At 67.7% G+C, this 15,591-nt stretch carries 14 protein-coding genes and 1 pseudogene; 8 read left to right on the top strand and 7 right to left on the bottom strand.

Annotated features, from left to right (window positions below):
- Window positions 1-529: pseudogene (locus tag ASE96_RS19495) on the top strand (HNH endonuclease); the annotation flags it as partial.
- Between the two features lie 9 nt (window positions 530-538).
- Complete coding sequence (locus ASE96_RS19700; protein WP_326951833.1) at window positions 539-859, top strand: hypothetical protein; 321 nt, start codon at window positions 539-541, stop codon at window positions 857-859.
- An 84-nt stretch (window positions 860-943) separates the two neighbouring features.
- Here ASE96_RS19700 and ASE96_RS05355 read toward each other — a convergent pair whose 3' ends face one another.
- From ASE96_RS05355 to ASE96_RS05345, 3 genes are all read right to left on the bottom strand, one after another.
- Complete coding sequence (locus ASE96_RS05355) at window positions 944-3,487, bottom strand: MMPL family transporter (protein ID WP_056427170.1); 2,544 nt, start codon at window positions 3,485-3,487, stop codon at window positions 944-946.
- A 1-nt stretch (window position 3,488) separates the two neighbouring features.
- A complete protein-coding gene (locus tag ASE96_RS05350) occupies window positions 3,489-4,160 on the bottom strand; it encodes a TetR/AcrR family transcriptional regulator (RefSeq protein WP_156367516.1) in 672 nt (223 codons plus the stop codon).
- Window positions 4,161-4,259: 99 nt separating this feature from the next.
- Window positions 4,260-4,652, bottom strand: a complete 393-nt coding sequence (locus ASE96_RS05345) for a YbjQ family protein (protein WP_056427165.1) — start codon at window positions 4,650-4,652, stop codon at window positions 4,260-4,262.
- A gap of 224 nt (window positions 4,653-4,876) precedes the next feature.
- Here ASE96_RS05345 and ASE96_RS05340 point away from each other — a divergent pair, with 224 nt between their 5' ends.
- Entirely contained in the window at window positions 4,877-5,437 is a 561-nt protein-coding gene (locus ASE96_RS05340; RefSeq protein WP_056427162.1) for a hypothetical protein, read from the top strand.
- Between the two features lie 117 nt (window positions 5,438-5,554).
- On the opposite strand, the gene ASE96_RS05335 is transcribed toward ASE96_RS05340, so the two are convergent.
- From ASE96_RS05335 to ASE96_RS05320, 4 genes are all read right to left on the bottom strand, one after another.
- Window positions 5,555-7,018: a dicarboxylate/amino acid:cation symporter gene (locus ASE96_RS05335; protein ID WP_056427159.1), complete on the bottom strand. Its 1,464-nt coding sequence runs from the start codon at window positions 7,016-7,018 to the stop codon at window positions 5,555-5,557.
- A 245-nt stretch (window positions 7,019-7,263) separates the two neighbouring features.
- The gene (locus ASE96_RS05330) at window positions 7,264-8,958 is read right to left on the bottom strand and encodes a DUF885 domain-containing protein (protein WP_200912998.1); all 1,695 of its coding nucleotides are present in this window, start codon (window positions 8,956-8,958) and stop codon (window positions 7,264-7,266) included.
- A gap of 68 nt (window positions 8,959-9,026) precedes the next feature.
- Entirely contained in the window at window positions 9,027-9,263 is a 237-nt protein-coding gene (locus ASE96_RS05325) for an acyl-CoA carboxylase subunit epsilon (protein WP_056427155.1), read from the bottom strand.
- Window positions 9,260-10,843 (bottom strand): acyl-CoA carboxylase subunit beta, encoded by a 1,584-nt coding sequence (locus ASE96_RS05320; protein WP_056427152.1) that lies wholly within the window; start codon window positions 10,841-10,843, stop codon window positions 9,260-9,262. The genes ASE96_RS05325 and ASE96_RS05320 overlap by 4 nt, the downstream gene beginning before the upstream one ends.
- A gap of 481 nt (window positions 10,844-11,324) precedes the next feature.
- Here ASE96_RS05320 and ASE96_RS05315 point away from each other — a divergent pair, with 481 nt between their 5' ends.
- The 5 genes from ASE96_RS05315 to ASE96_RS05295 form a co-directional block, all read left to right on the top strand.
- Complete coding sequence (locus tag ASE96_RS05315; protein ID WP_056427147.1) at window positions 11,325-12,245, top strand: SDR family oxidoreductase; 921 nt, start codon at window positions 11,325-11,327, stop codon at window positions 12,243-12,245.
- A 56-nt stretch (window positions 12,246-12,301) separates the two neighbouring features.
- The gene (locus ASE96_RS05310) at window positions 12,302-13,222 is read left to right on the top strand and encodes a biotin--[acetyl-CoA-carboxylase] ligase (protein WP_056427144.1); all 921 of its coding nucleotides are present in this window, start codon (window positions 12,302-12,304) and stop codon (window positions 13,220-13,222) included.
- Window positions 13,215-13,838: a PH domain-containing protein gene (locus tag ASE96_RS05305; RefSeq protein WP_056427141.1), complete on the top strand. Its 624-nt coding sequence runs from the start codon at window positions 13,215-13,217 to the stop codon at window positions 13,836-13,838. The genes ASE96_RS05310 and ASE96_RS05305 overlap by 8 nt, the downstream gene beginning before the upstream one ends.
- Window positions 13,828-15,204: an adenylate/guanylate cyclase domain-containing protein gene (locus tag ASE96_RS05300; RefSeq protein ID WP_235500140.1), complete on the top strand. Its 1,377-nt coding sequence runs from the start codon at window positions 13,828-13,830 to the stop codon at window positions 15,202-15,204. Before ASE96_RS05305 ends, ASE96_RS05300 begins: the two co-directional genes overlap by 11 nt.
- Before the next feature lie 156 nt (window positions 15,205-15,360).
- A partial coding sequence (locus ASE96_RS05295) for a twin-arginine translocation signal domain-containing protein (protein ID WP_156367514.1) occupies window positions 15,361-15,591 on the top strand: 231 nt, incomplete at its 3' end.

The following is a 15,591-nucleotide window of genomic DNA, read 5'->3' as shown; positions in this document are numbered from 1 at the left end:
GCTCATGACCGATACCCTGGTCGAACGCACCACCGGCACCTCCGGCGGGATCACCGGCATCGAACTCCAGCTCGTCATGACCGACCGCACCCTCCTCCAGGGCGACAGCGAACCCGCCCGCCTCCCCGGCTACGGCATCGTCCCCGCCGCCTGGGCCCGGGAACTGCTCCAACATGGAGGACAAGCCACCCGCGCGCGAACCGAAGACACGAATACGACAACTGATACGGCCAAGAACTCGGACGGGGACGTGGACAAGGCCTTCAACGTCTGGCTCCGCCGGCTCTACACCGCCCCGGGCACCGGCGAACTCACCTCCATGGACTCCCGCGCCCGGCTCTTCCCGCCCGGACTCCGCCGCCTCATCCAGGCCCGGGACGACACCTGCCGCACCCCGTACTGCGACGCCCCGATCCGCCCCTTCGACCACATCATCCCCTGGCACCGCAGCGGACCCACCACCCAGGCCAACGGCGCCGGCCTCTGCGAAGCCTGCAACCACACCAAAGAAAACCCCGGATGGAGTGTCNTCGACCACATCATCCCCTGGCACCGCAGCGGACCCACCACCCAGGCCAACGGCGCCGGCCTCTGCGAAGCCTGCAACCACACCAAAGAAAACCCCGGATGGAGTGTCTGGCCCCGCCCCGGCCCCAGACACACCATCGAGATCCGGACCCCCACCGGCCACAGCTACCAATCCACCGCACCCCCACTGCCCGGGACGGGTCTGACCGACTCGCCTCCGCTGCCCAACACGGCCGTGCCGGCCACCGACACCAACCATCACCGCCGCAAACTCCGACACCGTTTGAAGACGGTCAGGCGGGCGCAGTCCGCGAAGTCGCTCGCGGCCTGAGTTGCGGCAGGACAGTCACGGGCGGCAAGCGGGCGGCAAGAGGTGAACCGTCGTGGCGCAAGGTCCGCCAGGCGGGCGGGCCGGTCAGCGCGCGGCGACTTCCTCGGGCTCAGGCTCGCCGACGTCAGCCGTCGAGGTTGCAGGTTTGCGCAGCTTGGCGCCCTCCACATCGACGTCCGGGAGGATGCGGTCCAGCCAGCGCGGCAGCCACCAGGCCTTTTCGCCCAGCAGATACATCACGGCCGGGACGATCGTCATCCGGACCACGAAGGCATCAATCAGCACACCGAAGGCCATGGCGAAGCCGAGCGGGCGGACCATGTTCAGGTGCGAGAAGATGAAGCCCGAGAACACGCTGACCATGATGATCGCGGCCGCGGTGACCACGGCGGCGGCGTGGCTGAAGCCGGAGCGGACCGCATGCTTGGCCGATTCGCCGTGCATGTAGGACTCGCGCATGCCGGAGGCGATGAACACCTGGTAGTCCATTGCCAGGCCGAACAGCACGCCGATCAGGATGATCGGCAGGAAGCTCAGCACGGCGCCCGGGTTCTCGACGCCGAAGATGGTCCCCAGCCAGCCCCACTGGTAGACGGCGACGACGGCGCCGAACGCGGCGGCGAGTGAGAGCAGGAATCCGCCGGTGGCGAGCAGGGGCACCCAGATGGAGCGGAACACGAGGAGCAGCAGGATCAGCGACAGTCCCACCACGATGGCCAGATACGGCGGCAGTGCGTCGCCGAGTTTGGTGGACACGTCGACGTTGCCGGCGGTCTGCCCCGTGAGGCCGATGCTGGCGCCGGTGGTGTCCTTGATCTGGCCCTTTTCGGCGCGAAGTTCGGAGACTACCTGGACCGTGCTGGCGCTGGCCGGCCCTTCGTTGGGGATGACCTGGAACACCGCGGTGCGCCGGTCATCGCTCAGCGCCAGTGGCACGGCGGCGGCGACGTTCTCCGTCTCGCGGAGGATGTCCGCGACGTCGAACTGTTTGGCCTGCGCCTCGGCGGCGGTCAGTCCCGCGGGGAAGTCGCCCACCACGATGATCGGGCCGGTCATGCCCTCGCCGAAGCTTCGTTTCGTGACGTCGTAGGCCTGGAACGCCGGCGAGGCGACGGGTTCGGAACTGGCGTCGGGCAGGGCGAGCCGCAGCTGGCTGGCGGGCAACGCCACAACTCCCAGCAGCACAACCCCGGCCAGCAGGGCCAGCCACGGGTGCTTGGTGACAATGCCGCCCCAGCCGTGGCTGCTGCGGTATTCATCCCTGGCCCGATCCTCGGTTTCGTGGCCGGGAGCGGCATTGTGCTTGTCCGCCTTGGCCCACGCCCGCTTGGAGATCAGCTTGCGGCCCACGAGGGAGAGGACGGCCGGCGTCAGGGTCAGGGCGACGACGACGGCGACTGCCACCGTCCCGGCGGCGGAGAGACCCATGACGGCCAGGAACGGAAGGCCCGGAACGACCAGGGCCGCGAGGGCGATGATGACGGTCAGGCCGGCGAAGAGCACGGCATTTCCGGAGGTGCCGGTGGCCAGCGCCACCGACTCCTCGTGGTCCATTCCGGAGAGCAGCTGGCCGCGGTGCCGGTTGACGATAAACAGGGAATAGTCGATTCCGACGGCCAGGCCGAGCATGAGCGCCAGCATGGGGGAGATGGAGCTCATGTCCACGGCGCCGCTCAGGGCGAACGTGGCGCCCACGCCAACGGCGACGCCGACCAGTGCCATCAGCAGCGGAAGGCCCGCGGCGATCAAGGTGCCGAGCATGATGATCAGGACCAGGGCTGCCACCGCGATGCCGATGATCTCGGCGGTGCCGAAGAGCTCGGAGATGTCCTCGCTGATTTCCTTGCTGGGCAGGGCGGTCACGTCGGCGGCGGAAACCTCTTTGACGATGTCCTGGACCTGCTGGCGGACCTCGGGGTCGAGGCCGTTGATCGAGGTCTTGAACTGGACCTGAGCGATCGCGGCCTTGCCGTCCTCGGAGACGAAGCGGAGACCTTGGGAAGCCTCCAGCTGCCGGGCGCCGAGCGCCAGCTGAGCTTCGCCGGCTTCCAGTTCCTTGGTGCCGGCGTCGAGCTTTGCCTGCCCCTCGGCGAGGGCCGCCTTCTGCTGGCCGAGCTGCTGCTCGATCGCAGCGGGGGGCATGCCGGCAGCGGTCATCTGCTGTTCGGCAGCCGCCAGCTGGGCCTTGCCGGCGGCGAGTTCGGCGGCGGACTTCTCCAGCTGCGCCTTGCCGGCGGCGGACTGCTTTTTGCCGGCGGCGAGGTCTGCGGCGGCCTTGTCCAGCTGAGCCTGGGTGGCGAACGGGTCCACCGTGCCCTGAACGTCGGGCAGGGTTTTGAGCTTGGTCAGTGCCGCGGTGACGGCGTCCTTGCCCGCCTGGCTGAACTCGTCACCGTTGGCTTCGAAGACAACGCTGGCGGAGCCGCCGGAGGAGGAGGGAAGCTCAGTCTTGAGCTTGTCCGCCATCTGCTGGGTTTCGGTTCCCGGGATCTGGAAGTTGTTGGACAGGGTGCCGTGGAACGCGGCGGCCGCGCCGCCCACCGCCACCATCACTGCGAGCCACACGGAGATGACCAGCCAGCGGTGGCGGTACGAGAACTTGCCGAGACGGTAGAGCAGTAGGGCCATGTCAGTGCCGATCTGGGGAAGGGGCGGAGGTGTTAGCCGGGGTGGCTGCTGCCGGAGTGGTGTCAGGGCGGGCGAACCCGGAGCCCAGCAGCGTCATGGAATCGATCAGGAGTTGGCGCAGGCTGGACAGGGATTCCGGCGTAAGGGATCCGCCGCACCGGGAGAACCAGACGTCCATGGCGGCTTTGCCGCACGAGATAACGGAACCGGCCAGGGCGCGGAGGTACAGTTCGTCGAGTTCGACGCCGGCCGCCCCGCGGGAACGCTCGCGGGCCGCGCTGATGATCTGGACGGTGCAGTGGTCCCAGGCTTCCAGCTCGGACCGGCTGAGCTGCGGATTGGCCTGGCCAAGGCTGTACAGCTCGGCCAGCGGGGCCACGGTCATGGGGTCTGCGAGCGCCACGAGGGCGGCCCGGGCCGATTCCATGAACGGTTCCCCGGCCGGACGCAGCCGGAACTGCTGGAGTGCCGTGTCCAGGAATCCGAAAGTGACGGCGGCGATGGCCGCTTCGGTACTGCCGAAGTAGTTGAAGAAGGTGCGGCGGGAGATACTGGCGGCGTCGGCGATGTCCTCGACCGTGAAGTTGCCGGGGCCGTTGGACCGGAGCAGCGCCAAGGCGGCGTCGGTGATGGCCTGACGGGTGGCCGCTTTGTTCAACTCACGGCGCGACAGTACTGACGGTGGTTCAGCCGGCGCAGGGGATGCCGAAGGTGCGGTTGGGCTGGCAGGCGGGGAGGCGGGCACGCAATTACACTACGTGCATGTTTGCACTCAGGGCAACTTTTTGTCAGCTTCGGGCCTTGTCAGGAAAACGGACTGCCCGGTGGCGCCCGGTTCGCCTTCCGGGAGGGGGATGGCGAAGACGGCGGTGCCGTAGGCGCAAACCTCGGTCCAGGTGGTGCCCAGCTGCGAATTGTCGAAGCGCATGGCCACGATGGCGTTGGCCCCGCGCTGTTCCGCCTCCTTGACCATCCGGGCCATGACCTCCTGCCGGCTCTCGTAAAGCATGCGCGTCATTTCGGGCAGTTCCCCGCCGCCGATCGAGCGGAAGCCCGCCATGACCTGGCCGCCGATATCGCGGGCGCGGACGGTCAAACCCATCACTTCGCCGAAAACGGCGTCGATCCTGTGGCCGGGGATGTCATCGGAGGTCACGATCAGCATGACCCGAGCGTACCCAGTCCGGGGCCGTCCGGACCCGTAAACCTGCGAATAAGCCCGGGAAAGTCTTTCGAACCAGGTGCGAGGGACGCTCCGGAACCTTCACAGGAACATGAAAGGTTCCGAACAGCTCCCGCTGAAGCGGTCCCCGCAGACTTGAACCACGTCTTGAACGAGACAATCACCGCTACCAGCCGTGGCAGCACGGCCGAACCAGGAGACAGCAGATGTCACGCACCAAGAGAATGACGCTCGCCATTTCGGCCGGGGCCTTGGCCCTCGGCGCCGGGCTTGGAGTCACCGGGATGGCCTCCGCCGCCACCACCACTCCGACGCCGACCCCCAGCGCCTCGGCAGAGGCGACGCCAGGGACCTCCGGCGCCGACGGAATGCGCGGCCACGGCCACGGCAGGGGCGGGGAGCGCGGCGGCGCCCAGGCCGCCGACCTGGCCGCCAAACTCGGCGTGGAGGAGGCCAAGGTCACAGAGGCGCTGCAGGCCTTCCGCGAAGCCAACAAGCCCACCACCCCTCCCGCCGAGGGCACCAAGCCGGACCGCGCAGCCAGGGACGCTGCGCTCGCCAAGTCGCTGGCGGAGTCGCTGGGGATTGAGGAATCCAAGGTCACCGCGGCGCTGGAGGAGCTGCGGACCGCGGCCCAGGCTGACCGCGCTGCGGCGTTGAAGACAAAGCTGGACAAGGCGGTCACCGACGGCACCTTGACCCAGGCTGAGGCGGACGCCGTTACCAAGGCCGTGGAGAAGGGTGTCATTGGGGGCGGCGGACACTAGGACCCTGTCTGGCTGCAGCCGCCGGCTCACAGCGGACACGGCTTAGCAGCACGTCAAAAGAGAAGAAGTCCCCGGGAGCTTCCCGGGGACTTCTTCCGTGATGGCTTGTAACGGCGGTTAGGCCTTGGCGTCGGCCAGTTCGCGGCCTTCCGGCGACGCCGCGCCGGCAGCGGCGGCGGAAGTACCGCCGTCGGCTGATCCGGCGACTGTGGTGTCGGCGTCGGCGTCGTCGCTGAACGGGTCACCGGAGCGCGGTGCGTTGTACAGCGACTCGTCCAGGATGCCCTGGCGCTTGGCCACGATGGTGGGGATCAGGGCCTGCCCTGCCACGTTGACGGCGGTGCGTCCCATGTCCAGGATCGGATCGATGGCCAGGAGCAGCCCGACGCCGGCGAGCGGCAGTCCCAGGGTGGAGAGCGTCAGGGTCAGCATCACGACGGCGCCGGTGGTGCCGGCGGTCGCGGCGGAGCCCAGCACGGACACGAGGGCGATCAGGAGGTACTGGGTGAAGTCGAGCTGGATGCCGAAGAACTGGGCCACGAAGATCGCGGAGATGGCCGGGTAGATCGCGGCGCAGCCGTCCATCTTGGTGGTGGCGCCGAGCGGGACAGCGAAGGAGGCGTAGCCGCGGGGGACGCCCAGGCTGCGTTCGGTCACGCGCTGGGTCAGCGGCAGGGTGCCCACCGAGGAGCGGGAGACAAAGGCGAGCTGCACGGCCGGCCAGACGCCGGAGAAGTACTGCCGGACGGACAGGCCGTGGGTGCGGACCAGGACCGGGTAGACCACGAACAGCACCAGGGCCAGGCCCACGTAGATGGCGAACGTGAACTTGCCGAGGGAACCGATAGTGTCCCAGCCGTAGATCGCCACGGCGTTGCCGATCAGGCCGACGGTGCCGATCGGGGCGATCCGGATGATCCACCAGAGGACCTTCTGGATCACGGCGAGGGCGGAGGCATTGAGGTTCAGGAACGGCTCGGCCGCCTTGCCGACCTTCAGCGCGGCGATGCCGACGGCGACGGCGATCACCAGGATCTGCAGGACATTGAAGCTCACCGTGGTGGTGGCGACGTCCTCGGTGATGGTGGTGCTGGCGCCGAGGCCCAGGAAGTTCTTCGGGAACAGGCCGGTCAGGAACGCCCACCAGCTGCCCACCTTGGACGGCGCTTCGCCTTCGCCGGTGATGCCTGTGTTGGCGCCGGGCTGCAGGAGCACGCCCAGGCCGATGCCGATCAGCACGGAGATCAGCGCGGTGATGGCGAACCAGAGCAGAGTGTTCCAGGCCAGCCGGGCGGCGTTGGAGACGGCGCGCAGGTTGGAGATGGAACTGACCACGGCGGTGAAGATAAGGGGCACGACGGCGGTCTGCAGCAGCGAGACGTAGCTCGAGCCGATGGTCTGCAGTGTGGCGCCGAGGGCGTTGGGGTCCGCCTTGGTGCTGCCCGTGTATTTGGCCAGTAGGCCGAGGCCCAGGCCCACGATCAGGGCGGCGATGATCTGGAAGCCGAACGAGCCGGCCCATGTGGGCAACTGGAAGCCGGTCTTTCCGGCGGGTGCGGGGGTGCTTGTCTGAGTGGTCACCGGATCACGCTAGGACCAGTGCAACTATCACGTCGAAAGGATGTTGAGAAATATTACGCGCCCAGCGTTCGGTCCCAGCCGCCGGATCCCCGGAACCACGCCGCAAAACCACCCGTCTGTGAAGTTATTCCAGCCTCCGGTGTGGCGATTGTCTCCCCTGTTTTCGCCGAGGTGAGAGTTCGCGCCCATGACCCTCAAGGACATGGGCGCGAACTCTCACCTCGGCGGTGCGACGGGGTCTCGACCTACCCCAGCAGCGCGCGCTTCAGGGTGTCGAGGCCTACGGAGCCGATGTTGAGGGCTTTCGTGTGAAACGCCTTGAGGTCGAAGCCCGGGCGGGATTCGAGCTCGGCGCGGATCTGCTCCCAGAGCCGCTGGCCCACCTTGTATGACGGCGCCTGGCCCGGCCAGCCGAGGTAGCGGGTGAACTCGAAGTTGAGCTGGCCTTCGCTGATGGCGAGGTTCTGCTTCAGGAACTCGTAGCCCTTGTCCGGGGTCCAGGTGCCGGACCCCCAGCGGGCGGGAACTTCGAGCTCCAGGTGGACGCCGATGTCGAACACCACGCGGGCCGCACGCATCCGCTGCATGTCCAGCATGCCCATGTGGTCGCCCGGATCCTTGAGGTAGCCCAGCTCCTGCATGAGCTTCTCGGCGTAGAGTGCCCAGCCTTCGCCGTGCCCGGAGGTCCAGCAGACATTCCGGCGCCACTTGTTGAGCAGCTCGCGGCGGTAGGTGGCGGTGGCGACCTGAAGGTGGTGGCCGGGGACGCCCTCATGGTAGACCGTGGTGGTCTCGGCCCAGGTGGTGAAGGTGTCTTCTCCCGGCGGGACGGACCACCACATGCGGCCCGGACGGCTGAAGTCGTCCGAGGGCCCGGTGTAATAGATGCCGCCTTCGTCGGTCGGGGCAATCTTGCACTCCAGGGTCTTCATGACGTCCGGAATGTCGAAGTGGACGCCCGCGAGGTCGGCCACGGCCTTGTCCGAGAGCTCCTGCATCCACGCCTGGAGGGCGTCAGTGCCCTTGAGCTGCCGCGCGGGGTCGTTGTTCAGGACCTCCTTGGCTTCCTCGATGGTGGCGCCGGGGCGGATCTCCTCGGCCACGCGCTCCTGCTCGGCGATCAGGCGGTCGAGTTCCTGCACGCCCCAGGCGTACGTTTCCTCGAGGTCCACCGTGGCGCCGAGGAAGGCGCGGGAGGCCAGCGAGTAGCGCTCGCGGCCGACGGCGTCCTTCTCCGGGGCGACGGGCAGCAGTTCGGACTCCAGGAATCCGGCCAGCCGTGAGTAGGCCACCCTGGCGGCGGCAGCGCCGGCGTCGAGCTTGGACTGTACGTCCCCGGGCAGCGGTCCGTCCGCGGTCGTGGCGCCGGCGGCCAGCTTCGCGAAGAAGCCGTCCTCGGCTGCGTGCTTGGTGGTCTGCTCGATGACGATTTTCACCTGCCGCGCGGCGGCCACCTTGCCGTCCTCCTTCGCGGAGCGCAGCGACTCGATGTAACCGTCCAGCGCGGCGGGGACGTTGTGCGCCCGCCCCGCGATGTGGTCCCACTGTTCGGCGGTGTTTGTCGGCATCAGGTCGAAGATCGCCCGGATCTCCTGGGCGGGGGAGGCGATGTTGTTCAGTTCGCCGAGGTCCCAGCCGGATTCGTGGAGTTCCAGCTGCAGGCCCAGGCGCTCGCGCATGGCGTCCAGGGTGACGGCGTCGACGTCGTCCACCGGCTCCAGTCCGTCCAGCGCGGCGAGGGCCTCCCGCGCGGCGGCGGCGAACTCCCGGTGCCCGGCGGGGGAGAAGTCCTGGTATTCGGTCTCATGTCCGGGGAGGCCGAGCTCGGTGGCGAAGCTCGGGTTAAGCCGGATCAGGGTGTCCGTGAAGGCGTCGGCGACGGCATCGATAGCGGTCTGCGGGCGCACGGCTGATGTGTTTTCAGTGGTTTCGATAGTCACCCGAAAGAGACTAGCCGGGCTGCCGCCGTTATGAAAGGGTTGCTGAACTTTTCGCCCAGGACTGTGTCTTAGCCGCGGCTGCGCTTCCACGAGCCGGGACCCGGCCTCGGCGCCAGCTGCAGCTGCTGACGGCGGATCCAGTGCCGGGCGCCGGGCTTTTCCGGTGCCGGCGCTGCGCCGCTGTCCAGGGAGAGCACGACGGCGGACAGCGCCGCGAGCTCTTCCGGCGTCGGGTCGCCCTTGGCCACGGCGAACAGGGGCCGCTCCGCCGCCGCGGCTTCCAGGGGCTCGCTTTCAGGCGTCACAGCGGGATGTTCCCGTGCTTCTTGGCGGGCAGGCTGGCCCGCTTGTCCCGCAGGGCACGCAGGCCCTTGATGATCTGCATCCGGGTCTCGGACGGCGCGATGACCGCGTCCACATAGCCGAGCTGGGCGGCCTGGTAGGGGTTGAGCAGTTCTTCCTCGTACTGCCGGATGACCTCGGAGCGCTTGGCCTCGACGTCGCCGCCGCTCTCCGCCACTGCGGCGAGCTCACGGCGGTACAGGATGTTGACCGCGCCCTGGGCGCCCATCACGCCGATCTGAGCGGTGGGCCAGGCCAGGTTGAGGTCCGCGCCGAGCTTCTTGGAGCCCATCACGATGTACGCTCCGCCGTAGGCCTTGCGGGTAATGACGGTCAGCTTCGGCACGGTGGCCTCCGCGTAGGCGTAGAGCAGCTTCGCGCCGCGGCGGATGATGCCCTGGAACTCCTGGTCCTTGCCCGGCAGGAAGCCCGGGACGTCCACAAGGGTGATGATCGGGATGTTGAAGGCGTCGCAGTGCCGGACAAAGCGGGCGGCCTTCTCCGAGGCGGCAATGTCCAGGGTTCCGGCGAACTGCATCGGCTGGTTGGCGACGATGCCGACGGTGTGGCCCTCCACCCGGCCGTAGCCGATGATCACGTTCGGGGCGTAGAGGGACTGCATCTCCAGGAAGTGCGCGTCGTCCACGATCTGCTCGATGACCTTGCGCATGTCATAGGGCTGGTTGGCCGAGTCCGGGATGAGGACGTCCAGGGCGAGGTCGTCGTCGTCGAGCTCCAGCTCCTGGGAGTGCTCCAGGACGGGGGCCTCGGAGAGGTTGTTGGAGGGAAGGAAGTCCAAGAGTTCGCGGACGAACTCGACGGCGTCGGCCTCGTCGGAGGCCAGGTAGGTGGAGGTACCCGTGTTGGCGTTGTGCTGGCGGGCGCCGCCAAGGGTTTCCATGTCCACGTCCTCGCCGGTGACGGTCTTGATGACGTCCGGGCCGGTGATGAACATGTGCGAAGTCTTGTCCACCATGACCACATAGTCGGTCAGGGCGGGGGAGTAGGCCGCGCCGCCGGCGGAGGGGCCCATGATGAGGGAGATCTGCGGGACCACACCGGATGCATGGACGTTGTTGCGGAAGATGTCCGCGAACATGGCCAGCGAGGCGACGCCTTCCTGGATGCGGGCGCCGCCGCCGTCGAGGATGCCGACCACGGGGCAGCCGTTGCGGAGCGCGAATTCCTGGACCTTGACGATCTTCTCGCCGTTGACCTGGCTCAGCGAGCCGCCATAGACGGAGAAGTCCTGGCTATACACGGCCACGGGGCGGCCGTCCACGGTGCCGTAGCCGGAGACCAGTCCGTCGCCCAGCGGCTTCTTCTTCTCCATGCCGAAGGCGGTGGAGCGGTGCACGGCCAGAGCGTCGAATTCGACGAAGGAGCCGGCGTCCAGCAGCAGGTCGATGCGCTCGCGGGCCGTGTTCTTGCCGCGGGCATGCTGCTTCTCGATCGCTTCCGGGCCGGAGGGCTGCTCAGCACGGGCCTGGCGGTCGCGGAAGTCGGCAATCTTTCCCGCGGTCGTGGTCAGATCGTGGCTCATCAAGTGTCTCCGGCTCTGTCGCTGATGGTTGTGGTGCTGAATCGTGTGCTGCTGGTAGTGCTGTGCTGCTGATAGTGCTGTGCAGGCCCTGTCCTCGTGGCGTTTTAGTCGGTATCCACAAAAGCCGGGCCCTGAGGGCAAGTCTAGTGACGGCATTGGCCCACGCCGCTGTAGAAACCCTACAATTTTCGCCCCCACCCTCCCGGGGACCACGTCAGCTTCTCCCGAAGGGCGCCCCATGAACCCTGGCCGACTGCCGCCCCGCCGCGCGGGACCTTCCTGCCCGGTTGCCCGGTCCTGGAGGGGCTATCCGCTAAGCGAATCCCCGGGATTCCGCGGGTCCGCCGGCCTGTCGGCACATCGTGTCCGGAGGAACCGGGCGGGAGCGTCGGAGGAGGCCGGCGGGGCAGGCCGGCGGGGCGCGGCGCTCGCGCCCAGAAAATGTTACTCACCAGTAACATGAGTCGGCTAGAGTGTCCTCATGACTTTGAGCAACGACGCTTCGGGCGCCGCCCCGCATCCCCAGCAGCCCGCGCCACAGCAGTCCGGGCCCTACCGAGCCGCCGGTTCCCTCCAGGGCCGCACCGTCCTCATCTCCGGGGGCAGCCGCGGGATTGGACTGGCCATCGCCACCCGTGCCGCGCGCGACGGCGCCAACATCGTCCTGATGGCCAAAACCGGCCAGCCGCACGCCAAGCTGGAAGGCACGGTTTACTCCGCGGCCGAACAGATCGAGGCGGCCGGCGGTCAGGCCTTGCCGCTGGTGGGGGATGTGCGCAATGACGCCGACGTCGCGGGCGCCGTCTCCGCCGCCGTGGAACGCTTCGGCAGGATCGACATCGTCATCAACAACGCCTCCGCGATCGACCTGTCCACGACCGACGACGTCGACATGAAGCGCTACGACCTGATGCAGGACATCAATGTTCGGGGCACCTTCCTGCTCTCCAAGCTCGCCCTGCCTGCCCTGCGCGAATCCGGTGCGGGGCAGATCCTGACGCTCTCCCCACCGCTGAACCTGGACCCCAAGTGGGCCGGCATGCACCTTGCCTACACCATGGCCAAGTACGGCATGAGCCTGACCACCCTGGGCCTGGCCGAGGAACTGAAGGCCGACGGCATCAGCGTGAACTCCCTGTGGCCCTGCACCCTGATCAACACGGCCGCCATCCGCAACATGCCGGGCGGCGAAAAAATCGTGCGCGGCGCCCGGGGCCCCGAAATCATGGCGGACGCGGCCCACGCCGTGCTGACCAACAGCCACGCGGTCCCGGAGTCCGGCAGCAGGAGCGGCAATTTCTACACGGATGAGCAAGTCCTGGCCGCCGCGGGCGTCACCGACTTCACGCCGTACAGCCTGGGCGCGCCGGAAGACCGGCTGATCCCTGACATTTTCCTCTGAGTTTCCTGTGGGCTGGTCCGGAGCCGACGACGGCGTAACTCGGTAGGATTCAAAGCATGGAAGCCGCGCAGGAAGCCCCGGACCGTCCGCCCCTCGACGTGAACGCCCTCAGTGATGAGGCGTTCCTCTCAGCCAACGGCATTCCGCGGCTCACAATCGTGGAGTCCACCGGGTCCACCAACGCGGACCTGCTGCGCGGAGTCACCGAGGATCCCTCGGCCTATCCGGACCTCACCGTGCTCACCGCCGAATACCAAAGCGCTGCCCGCGGCCGGCTGGACCGCCGCTGGGAAGCACCCGCCGGCAGTGCTGTCTCCGTGTCACTGGTGCTGCGTCCGGTCAACGCGGACGGACGTCCGCTGCCGACCCAGAGCTACTCCTGGCTCTCGCTCCTCGCGGCACTTGCCCTGCGCGAGGCGCTCCTGGAAACCGCCGGGATCCCCGCGGAACTCAAGTGGCCCAACGACGTCCTGGTCCGCGGACGGAAGATCGCCGGCATTCTGGCCCAGATGGGCCCGATGCAGGGCGGCGCCGTACCGCCGGTTGTGCTGGGGACAGGGCTGAACGTCACGCTCACCGAGGCCGAACTCCCGGTGCCCACCGCCACGTCCGTCCTGCTGGAACAGCCGACGTCGGTGGACCGGACCGGGCTGCTGAAGAGTTATCTGTCCCGGTTCGCGACGCTCTACCGCAGCTTCTGCAACGCCGACGGCGACCCCGCCGCGGGGATGGCCGGCGGACCGTCGCTGCACAAGCGGATCGAGCACGTCCTCACGACGCTCGGCAAGCAGGTCCGTGCCCAGCTTCCCGGTGACCACGAAATCATCGGCCACGCCACACGCCTGGATGACTACGGCTCACTCATGGTGGTCGACGCCGGAGGACACGAGCACGTGGTGACGGCCGGAGATGTGGTGCACCTGCGGCCCTGGACGCCCCCCGGCCAGGATTCGGGCCACGAAAGCGGCTATGCGTAAAGAGCTCCTCCCGGGCGAGCAAGTGATTGTGGTGACCCGGCCGCAGCCCCGGACCCTGATTTTTCCGGCGCTGCTGTTCATCTTGGTTCCGGCGCTGGCCGCCTACGGCAGCGCCTGGATTGTGAAAGGCGGCCCGTCCCACCTCATGCCGCTGATCAAGGAGTCGGCCAGGCAGTGGACACCCTGGCTGATCGGAGCCTGCATTGGACTGGCGGCCTGGGTACTGCTGGGCTACTGCCTGCCGCGGGCCATGACTTGGCACGCCACGAAGTACACCCTGACAAGCCAGCGGCTGGTTGCCCGTTACGGCATGCTCCGGCGGCGCGACCAGCAGGTTTCCCTGGCCACCGTCCGTAATGCGGTCATTCATCAGTCGTTGCTCCAACGCATATTGCGTTCAGGGAACATATCCTTGGATACCGGGTACCCCAACAGCACGGTGGTCCCCGACGTTCCGGAAGTCGCGACGTTCCGAAACTTCATCCTCGACGCCATCGATGATCTCCCGCCTGCCGGGGACCTGGGCGTCGCGGATGTGCCCTACGACCACGCCAGCCCCTGGCAAGTAGAGCCCTGGCCGATAGAGACGAGAGAAGGTGGAAGAGATGAGCGCTGAGAACGTTCACCGGGAAACGGGACTGCTGGCGAACGAGCCGTCGCACGTTTCGGATGCCTTCGTTGAGGCCGCCAGCCTCGAAGCAGCGGTCCTCGACTCCCTGGCCGAGGCCGCGGATGACGTTCCTGCGGAGTCCGCTACTGTGCCGGACCAGACTGTTGCAGCGCCCGACGACGCCGATTCGGACGAGACGGACACAGACGCCGATTCGGCGGGCACGGACGCCGACGCCGATTCGTCTGCGGGAGACAGCGACGCGGAAGACAGCGACGCCGACGACAGCGCGGAGCAGCCCCCTGCTGCAGCTCCGCCCACCGGGGCCATGTCCGCCGAACGCATTGCCTTGAAAGCCCTTGAACAGAGGCTGCTAGGCGGAGAACGCAAGCTGCGCCGCCGTGAAGTCGCATCCGGCGCGGGACTGTCCCTGCTCTCCGCCCGGAAACTGTGGCGGGCCCTGGGCTTTCCCAACATCGGTGACGAGGACGTGGCCTTCACCGAACGCGACCAGGCCGCGCTGAACACCATCGTGGACCTGGTCCGCGGCGGCAAACTCACCGAGGAAGCCGCGATCTCCGTCACCCGTGCCATCGGCCAGATGACAGACCGCATGGTGGTCTGGCAGGTCGAAGCCCTCGTGGAGGACATGGTCCAGAACCAGGGTGTCACCGACGCCGTCGCACGCAAGCGGCTGGTTGGCGAACTGCCGTCCCTCGTGGACGCTCTGGAGGAAATGCTGCTTTATTCCTGGCGCCGCCAGCTCAACGCCGGTGTCCAGCGACTTGCCGTGCGCGCCGAGGCCGGGCTCGCCTCCAGCGAGGAAGGCCGCGAAGGCGACGAGGATGACGCCCCGCTGCCGCTGGCACGCGCCGTCGGATTCGCGGACCTGGTCTCCTACACGAGCCTGTCCCGCCGGATGAACGAAAAGACCCTCGCCCAGCTGGTCCAGCGCTTCGAGAACAAGTGCGCCGAAATCATTTCGGTGGGCGGCGGGCGGCTGGTCAAAACGGTCGGCGACGAAGTGCTCTACATTGCCGAGACCCCCGCGGCCGGCGCCGAAATCTCCCTGGCCCTGTGCCAGGCCTTCACCGAGGACGAAATCCTTCCCCAGGCGCGCGTCGCCATGGTGTGGGGCCGCATCCTGTCCCGGCTCGGCGATATCTACGGTCCCACCGTCAACCTCGCGGCGCGGCTCACGGCACTGGCAGATCCGGGAACGGTGCTGGTGGACTCCATGACCGCGGCCGCGCTGGAACAGGACGAGCGGTTTGTCCTGCTGCCGCGGCCGGCCGAGGACGTCCGCGGCTTCGGCGAAATCCACCCCGTTCAGCTCCAACGCGGCAGCGGCCGCGGACTCGTCCTGGATTAAGCGCCCCTGAGCTGCATCGATGCTGATCCTGCCGGACTTGACTCCGCCGGGGTTTCTCTAATCGATAGCTAATATGCAATAGTCGAAGCTATCTGGCACCAGCACGGGCGATGCCCCCTGCGTGGCGGCCGTGATCTTCCGGGGGACACAGCACACATGAAGACTTTCCTGACAGCCCTGCGGCCCAAAACCCGCAGGCCGGAACCATCACGCCCGCTCACTGCCGCCCGCCGCCGTTTCCTGAGCGCGGCCGGCCTTGCCGTCGCCTCCGCGGTCCTCATCACCGGCGCCATCATTTATCCGGGGTTTAAGACTGCTGAGGTGGAGTTGAATGATGGCGGGGTGTGGGTGGTGTCGAAGTCGAAGAATGCGGTGGGGCGGTTGAAT

It is taken from the genome of Arthrobacter sp. Leaf69, assembly GCF_001422645.1.
GTDB lineage: Bacteria > Actinomycetota > Actinomycetes > Actinomycetales > Micrococcaceae > Arthrobacter.
Note: the sequence above shows the minus strand (reverse complement) of the source record. Positions and strands in the feature narration are given on the sequence as shown.